The following is a 7396-nucleotide window of genomic DNA, read 5'->3' on the forward strand; positions in this document are numbered from 1 at the left end:
CTGCACGCCACAAGCGACGTCACGGGGTGTCGGCATGGATCTGCTGCAATTTGCTCGGGACCGGAAAGTGCTGACGCACGAACTCTGATCGACGTTTGGTGTATGGGACCAGAGTAAGCGCTAAAGCGCTAACTCTGGTCGACACAGGAGAAGATGTGAAAAGTTCCATACAACGGAACATTGGGCCGGTCGCGCTATTGCTGACCGGCTTGGGTTCGATCATCGGATCGGGCTGGCTGTTCGGGGCGTGGAAGGCTGCAAAAATCGCCGGACCCGCTGCAATTTGTGCTTGGGTCATCGGCGCGGTCGTGATTCTCGCGATTGCACTGACCTACGCGGAACTCGGCGCGATGTTCCCCGAGTCGGGCGGGATGGTGCGTTACGCTCGCTATTCGCATGGCGCGCTGGTGGGGTTCATCAGTGCATGGGCCAACTGGATTGCTATTGTCTCGGTGATTCCTATCGAGGCTGAAGCATCCATTCAATATATGAGCACCTGGCCGTATTCGTGGGCGCATGCGTTATTCGTGGATGGCTCATTGACGACCAATGGGCTATTGCTGTCCGCGGCCTTGGTGATCATTTACTTCCTGTTGAACTACTGGGGCGTGAAACTCTTCGCGCGCGCCAATTCGGCGATTACGGTTTTCAAGTTCCTGATTCCGGGTGCGACCATTCTCGGCTTGATGCTGACGGGTTTCCACAAGGAAAACTTCGGCGAAGTGAGCACCTTCGCGCCATATGGCTGGTCGGCTGTGCTGACGGCCGTGGCAACCAGCGGCATCGTGTTCGCCTTCAACGGTTTCCAGAGCCCGATCAACCTCGCCGGCGAAGCGCGCAATCCGGCCAAGAGCGTGCCGTTCGCGGTGATCGGCTCGATCCTGCTGGCACTCGTGATCTACGTGCTGCTGCAGATCGCGTATATCGGCGCGGTGAGCCCCGGCGATGTGATGAAAGGCTGGAGCCACTTCAACTTCGCTTCGCCGTTTGCGGAACTGGCGATCGCGCTGAACCTCAACTGGCTGGCGATCCTGCTGTACGTCGACGCGTTCGTAAGCCCGAGCGGCACGGGCACGACTTACATGGCGACCACCACCCGCATGATTTACGCAATGGAGCGCAACAACACGATGCCGAAGATGTTCGGCAACGTGCACCCGTTCTACGGCGTACCGCGTCAGGCGATGTGGTTCAACCTGTTCGTGTCGTTCATTTTTCTGTTCTTCTTCCGCGGCTGGAGCTCGTTGGCAGCGGTGATCTCGGTTGCAACCGTGATCTCGTACCTGACGGGCCCGATCAGCCTGATGGCGTTGCGTCGTGCGGCGACGGATCTGGAGCGTCCGCTGCACATTCCGGGCATGAAAATCATTGCGCCGTTCGCCTTCGTGTGTGCATCGCTGATTCTGTACTGGGCCAAGTGGCCGCTGACCGGCGAGATCATTCTGCTGATGGTCGTCGCGCTGCCGGTGTACTTCTACTTCCAGGCAAAGTCGGGTTTCAGCGGCTGGGGGCGTGACCTGAAGGCTGCATGGTGGCTTGTGGCCTATCTGCCGGTAATGGCGATCCTGTCGCTGATCGGCAGCAAGGAATTCGGCGGCCACGGCATCCTGCCGTATGGCTGGGACATGCTGGTGGTGATCGCGTTTTCTCTGGTGTTCTACTACTGGGGTGTGCACAGCGGCTATCGCTCGGACTACCTCGAAGAGCGTCAGACGCACGACGAAGTGCTCGAAGGCATGGGCGCCCATTAAGTTGCCGCGTTGCGCTAAGTCTTCTGCAGGATTTTGCTGATCGGGCGCAGTATGGAAAAGCCCGCCTGACTTGCTCAGGCGGGCTTTTTCGTTTACTTGCCAGGATGCTGCCGCGTTCGCCTGGAATCAGGCAGTGCCGAAAACGTAATTCGTCATGGCGAGCGAGCGCTGATAAGTCCCGAGCGACTGAATCGCCAGCGAATAATCGTCGTCCGCCGCGCCCAGCGCGGCGAATACCGGCAACAGGTGCTCGTCGGTCGGATGCATCAGTACCGCGTGCGGCGCCCGACGGCGGTAGTCGAGCAGCGCGTCGATGTCATGCGCGGCGAGCCTGGCCTCGAACCAGTCGGTGAATTCGGCCACGCGCGGATCGGCGTCTTCCGGGCGCGCGGAGAAGTCGGCGGCGCGCAGGTTGTGGGTGATCTGCCCCGAGCCGATCACCATCACGCCGTCGTCTTTCAGCGAGCGCAACGCGCGACCCACGCGGAAGTGGTGGGCGGCGTCCATGTGCGGCTGGATCGACAACTGTGCGACCGGCACGTCGGCCGCCGGGAACATCAGCAGCATCGGTACCCATGCGCCGTGGTCGAGCCCATGCGGCTGCGCGGCGGCAAGCATGCCGTGTTCGCCGAGCAGCGCAGCAGCCCGGCGTGCCACCTCGGGCGCGCCGGGCGCCGGATATTGAATCTCATACAACTGACGCGGGAAGCCGGAGAAATCGTGAATGGTTTCCGGCGCCGTGGACGTGCTCGCCACCGGCTGCGCCGTGCCCCAATGGGCCGACAGCATTAGAACGGCTTGGGGACGCGGTAGGTGCGCCGACAGCGTGCCGAATTCGGCGGACGGCAGGAGCGGGTCGATCGGCAGCGTAGGCGCGCCGTGGGAAAGGAACAGCGACGGTAAGCGATTCATGGCAGCAACGCCGCCGCGGGAACGCGGCGCGAAAGTAGGGTTACTATCAATATAAGTCCGTACCCGTGTTTAATAAACAGGTGAAAACGGAATTGATTATGTCGCGGGGGTTATTAAAGGCAATTGCATGATTTTCGGGCTCCGCTCGTCCCACTCGCCAAGCCCCTGCAACACAGCGCCTGCCGTTGCGCTACTCGCAGCTGCGGCACGGTTGCGCCGTGATTACTCCTGCGCGCCGCGCAATCCGTGCCACGCCGGCGACATGGCCGGCGCAAGTGCGAACAGATCCAGCACGCGCGCCGTCGTGTGATCGACCATTTCGTCGATCGAGGCGGGCTGGTTATAGAAGGCGGGAACAGGCGGAAAGATCACGCCACCCATTTCGGTGACGGCCGTCATGTTACGCAGATGCGCGAGATTGAACGGCGTTTCGCGCACCAGCAGCACGAGGCGGCGGCGTTCCTTGAGCGTGACATCGGCGGCGCGGGTAATCAGGTTGTCGGAAAAACCGTGCGCGACGCTGGCAAGCGTCTTCATCGAGCAGGGCGCGACGACCATGCCGTCGGTGGCAAACGAGCCGGACGCGATGCTCGCGCCGACGTCGCGCACCGAATGGACGACATCCGCGAGCGGATGCACGTCTTCTTTGCTCAACTGGAGTTCATGCTGGATATTGAGCCAGCCGGCGCTCGAAATCAGCAGATGACTTTCGACGCCGCCCAGCCTGCGTAACGTCTCGAGCAACCGGATGCCGTAGATCGCGCCGGTTGCACCGGTGATCGCGACGATCAGCCGGCGGGGTGCCGCAGCGCGTGTTTCCATGGCTCGCGGCACCTTATCGGAGCACAGCAGAGGGTCGGACAGCGGCCACTACAACGGGCACTTAAGCCGCGGCAAACAGCTGCTGCAGTTCACCCGATTCGTACATTTCCATCATGATGTCCGAGCCGCCGACGAATTCGCCCTTCACGTAGAGCTGCGGAATGGTCGGCCAGTTCGAGAACTGCTTGATTCCCTGGCGGACTTCGTCGTCTTCGAGCACGTTGACGGTTTTGATTTCACCGACGCCACACGCCTTCAGGATCTGGATGGCGCGGCCGGAAAAGCCGCACATCGGGAACTGAGCGGTACCCTTCATGAAGAGGACGACGTTGTTGTCGTCGACGATTTGCTTGATGCGTTGTTGCGTATCCATGACTGACCTTGCGGTTCCGTGATGTGTAGGGAATAGGCTGAAATGATAGCGGATTTCGGTACGGCCGGCCGAGGGCCGCTTCGTCCCCTGGCGCTCGAGGCTATCCGTCGAGGTTAGCCAGGCCACTGTCCGCCGCTGATTCGCTGGATGCCGGCGAGATCCCGCTCCGAGCGCACGTGCGTAAAACCTTGCGCCGTCAGCAAATTGCGTACGGCTTCTGCCTGATCGTACCCGTGTTCGATCCACAATACGCCGTTGCCAGCCAACCGTGTGGGCGCTCCCGCGACGATCTTACGGATTGCGCTGAGCCCGTCGGCTTCGTCGGTGAGCGCGCCGCGCGGTTCGAAGCGCAGATCGCCTTGCGTCAGATGCGGATCGCCGCTCGCGATATACGGCGGGTTGCTGACGATCACGTCGAAGCGCAAGGCGGTGTCGAGCGAGCCGTACCAGTCGCTTTGCTGCAGCACTAAAGCGCCGCCGGGGCGTTGCGCGTCGAGCAGGCGCGCCGCATTGCCCGTGGCGATCGCCAGCGCTTCGGCCGAACGATCCAGCGCCCAAATCCGCGCATCCGGCCGCATCGACGCAATCGCCACCGCAATCGCACCGGTGCCGGTGCCGAGATCGAGCACGCGCGGCCGCGACATGTTTTCCATGGCGGTCAGCGCCGTTTCGACCAGCAATTCGGTTTCGGGACGCGGGATCAGTACGTGTGGCGTCACTTCGAAATCAAGCCCGAAAAACTCGCGTGCGCCGACCAGTTGCGCGACCGGCTCACCGGCGACACGCCGCGTTTCCAGGGTCCGGTATTGCTCAACCGCTTTGCTGTCGAGCGCTTCATCGCTGCGCGTAATCAACTGCGTAGGCCGCCACCCAAGCACGTGCGTGAGCAGAATTCTCGCTTCGAGCGGCGGCAGCGGCGAGGCGCGCAACAGCGCGGCGGGCGTGACCGAGTCCATTGGGGTTTAGTCTGCGTCGCCGAGCGATGCCAGCAACTCGGCCTGATGCTCGCTGACCAAGGCTGCGATCAATTCATCGAGATCGCCGTCCATGATTGCGTCGAGGCGATAGAGCGTCAGATTGATCCGGTGATCCGTCAGACGGCCTTGCGGGAAGTTATAAGTGCGGATCCGTTCCGAGCGGTCGCCGGAACCGATCAGGCTTTTACGCGTGGCGGCTTCCTTTGCCTGCTGCTCATGGGACTGCTTGTCCTTGATGCGCGCGGCCAACACCTTCAACGCACGATCCTTGTTCTTGTGCTGTGAGCGGTCGTCCTGACATTCGACCACGATCCCCGTCGGCAAGTGCGTGACACGCACGGCCGAGTCGGTTTTGTTGATGTGCTGCCCGCCCGCGCCGGACGCACGGAACGTGTCGATTCGCAGATCGGCCGGATTGATCTCGACTTCGCCGATTTCGTCCGCCTCCGGCATGACCGCGACCGTGCACGCCGATGTGTGGATGCGGCCCTGTGTTTCGGTTGCCGGCACGCGCTGCACGCGATGGCCGCCGGACTCGAACTTGAGCTTGGAATAAGCCGCTTCGCCGGCAATCCGCACGATCACTTCCTTGTAGCCGCCCAGGTCCGATTCGCTCGCCGACATCATCTCGACCTGCCAGCGATTGCGTTCGGCAAAGCGCAAGTACATGCGCAGCAAATCGCCCGCGAATAGCGCCGATTCGTCACCGCCCGTCCCGGCGCGGATTTCGAGGAAGATGTTGCGGTCGTCGTTCGGGTCTTTGGGCAGCAGCATTTTTTGCAATTCGCCGCCGAGCTTTTCCATCCGCTCGCGTGCCGCGCGAATTTCTTCTTCCGCGAAGTTGCGCATCGACGCGTCCGCCAGCAGTTCCTGCGCGGTCGCCGCGTCGTTCATTGCATGGCGCCACAGCGCGTAATGCTCGACGACCGGCCCGAGCTCGGCATGCTCACGCGTGAGCTTGCGATATTGGTCGAGATTGGAGGTGATGTCCTCGCGGCTCAACAGGTCGTTCAATTCGGCCAGCCGGATAGTGAGCTGGTCGAGCTTGCGTTGCATGCTCGTTTTCATCTGACGGTATCGGAGCGGACTCCGGCAAGGACGACATAGGGGAGTGGGCGGATGCCCTGGTCGGAAGCACGTCGCGGGCCACAGGGTGGCGCGGACGGTGCGGCAGTGGCTGCGCCGCTAACGCTCCGTGGAACCGGAGTGTTTGTAGAAGCCGCTCATCAGCTCGATGAGCGTGTCACGGTTCTCGCTGCTCGCGCGATTGAGCGCGTGCGTGGGGCCGTGAATCAGTTTGTTGGTGAGCGATTGCGACAGCGCTTCGAGCACCGCTGCCGGGTCTTCGCCGCGTGCGAGCATTTTCTGCGCGCGTTCGACTTCAGCGCGACGCAGCACGTCGGCCTGCGTATGCATGTGGCGGATCACCGGCACGATGCTGCGCGCGTCGAGCCATTGCATGAAGTTCTGCACACGCGTTTCGATGATCGCTTCCGCTTGAGCGACCGCGGCCTGGCGCGACGCATTGCCTTCGCGCACGATCGCGCCGAGGTCGTCGACGGTGTACAGGAAGACGTCTTCGAGCTTGCCGACTTCGGCTTCGATATCGCGCGGCACCGCCAGATCGACCATGAAAATCGGCCGGTGACGGCGCGCTTTCACGGCCCGCTCGACCGCGCCCAAGCCGATGATCGGCAGGGTGGAGGCGGTGCACGACACGATGATGTCGAACTCATGCATGCGCGCGGGAAGTTCCGACAGCGGAATAGCCCGGCCATTGAAGCGTTCGGCGAGGCGCGTGCCGCGCTCGGCGGTGCGGTTTGCGACCACCAGTTCGCGTGGCTGCTGCGCCGCGAAGTGCGTGGCGCACAACTCAATCATTTCGCCCGCGCCGATGAACAACACGCGCTGGTTCGAAACCTTGTCGAAAATCCGCTGCGCGAGCCGCACGGCGGCGGCCGCCATGGAAACCGACTGTGAGCCGATTTCGGTCGTGGTGCGCACTTCCTTCGCGACGGCGAAGGTGCGCTGGAACAACTGGTTCAAATAGGTGCCGAGCGCGCCGGCTTCAGACGCCGTGCGTACCGCATCCTTCATTTGTCCGACGATTTGCGTCTCGCCCAACACCATCGAATCGAGCCCCGAGGCGACGCGGAACGCGTGACGCACGGCTTCCGACTGCGGCAATGCGTACACATGGGGCGCGAGTTCGTCGATGGGGAGATCGTGGTACTTCGAGAACCACTGGATCGCAGCTTCACGCGCGGCCTGGTCGTCGGTCGCGCAGTAGAGCTCGGTGCGGTTACAGGTGGACAGAATGGCTGCTTCCGGGGCCGTGCGGGCGGTGCGGCCCAGCCAGATGTTCTTGAAGGTGTCCAACGCAGGCTTGATCTGTTCGAGCGGAAACGCCACGCGTTCGCGCAAGGCGACAGGCGCAGTGTGGTGATTGATTCCGATCGTGAGAAGCTGCATATGGGGGGAAACTATGGTTTAGCCTAATATTATAGCTTTTTCACGATTCTTACCTGGTAGACGGCTCATCCCGCGTCCACAACGGCTTC

At 62.1% G+C, this 7396-nt stretch carries 7 protein-coding genes; 1 reads left to right on the forward strand and 6 read right to left on the reverse strand.

Going from position 1 to position 7396, the window contains the following annotated elements; genetic code table 11:
• Positions 1–155: 155 nt before the first annotated feature.
• The gene (locus QOC89_RS08945) at positions 156–1751 is read left to right on the forward strand and encodes an APC family permease (RefSeq protein ID WP_323044694.1); all 1596 of its coding nucleotides are present in this window, start codon (positions 156–158) and stop codon (positions 1749–1751) included.
• 126 nt (positions 1752–1877) lie between these two features.
• On the opposite strand, the gene QOC89_RS08950 is transcribed toward QOC89_RS08945, so the two are convergent.
• The 6 genes from QOC89_RS08950 to hemA form a co-directional block, all read right to left on the reverse strand.
• Entirely contained in the window at positions 1878–2663 is a 786-nt protein-coding gene (locus tag QOC89_RS08950; protein WP_323044695.1) for a class III extradiol ring-cleavage dioxygenase, read from the reverse strand.
• Positions 2664–2885: 222 nt separating this feature from the next.
• Positions 2886–3485 carry a UbiX family flavin prenyltransferase gene (locus tag QOC89_RS08955; protein ID WP_323044696.1) on the reverse strand — a complete coding sequence of 200 codons (600 nt, stop codon included), beginning with the start codon at positions 3483–3485 and terminating at the stop codon, positions 2886–2888.
• Between the two features lie 61 nt (positions 3486–3546).
• Positions 3547–3858, reverse strand: a complete 312-nt coding sequence (gene grxD / locus QOC89_RS08960; protein WP_179734661.1) for a Grx4 family monothiol glutaredoxin — start codon at positions 3856–3858, stop codon at positions 3547–3549.
• A gap of 113 nt (positions 3859–3971) precedes the next feature.
• Positions 3972–4814 (reverse strand): peptide chain release factor N(5)-glutamine methyltransferase, encoded by an 843-nt coding sequence (gene prmC / locus QOC89_RS08965; protein ID WP_323044697.1) that lies wholly within the window; start codon positions 4812–4814, stop codon positions 3972–3974.
• Between the two features lie 6 nt (positions 4815–4820).
• The gene (prfA, locus tag QOC89_RS08970) at positions 4821–5903 is read right to left on the reverse strand and encodes a peptide chain release factor 1 (protein ID WP_323044698.1); all 1083 of its coding nucleotides are present in this window, start codon (positions 5901–5903) and stop codon (positions 4821–4823) included.
• A gap of 117 nt (positions 5904–6020) precedes the next feature.
• Positions 6021–7307 (reverse strand): glutamyl-tRNA reductase, encoded by a 1287-nt coding sequence (hemA, locus tag QOC89_RS08975; protein WP_323044699.1) that lies wholly within the window; start codon positions 7305–7307, stop codon positions 6021–6023.
• Positions 7308–7396 lie beyond the last annotated feature (89 nt).

The sequence above is a fragment of the Paraburkholderia sp. genome, from assembly GCF_034668105.1.
Taxonomy (GTDB): Bacteria; Pseudomonadota; Gammaproteobacteria; order Burkholderiales; family Burkholderiaceae; genus Paraburkholderia.

Excerpts from the sequence above, each read along its gene's own strand:
- grxD (WP_179734661.1), bottom strand. The coding sequence starts at position 3,858 with ATGGATACGCAACAACGCATCAAGCAAATCGTCGACGACAACAACGTC.
- QOC89_RS08950 (WP_323044695.1), bottom strand. The coding sequence starts at position 2,663 with ATGAATCGCTTACCGTCGCTGTTCCTTTCCCACGGCGCGCCTACGCTG.
- prmC (WP_323044697.1), bottom strand. The coding sequence starts at position 4,814 with ATGGACTCGGTCACGCCCGCCGCGCTGTTGCGCGCCTCGCCGCTGCCG.
- prfA (WP_323044698.1), bottom strand. The coding sequence starts at position 5,903 with ATGAAAACGAGCATGCAACGCAAGCTCGACCAGCTCACTATCCGGCTG.
- hemA (WP_323044699.1), bottom strand. The coding sequence starts at position 7,307 with ATGCAGCTTCTCACGATCGGAATCAATCACCACACTGCGCCTGTCGCC.
- QOC89_RS08955 (WP_323044696.1), bottom strand. The coding sequence starts at position 3,485 with ATGGAAACACGCGCTGCGGCACCCCGCCGGCTGATCGTCGCGATCACC.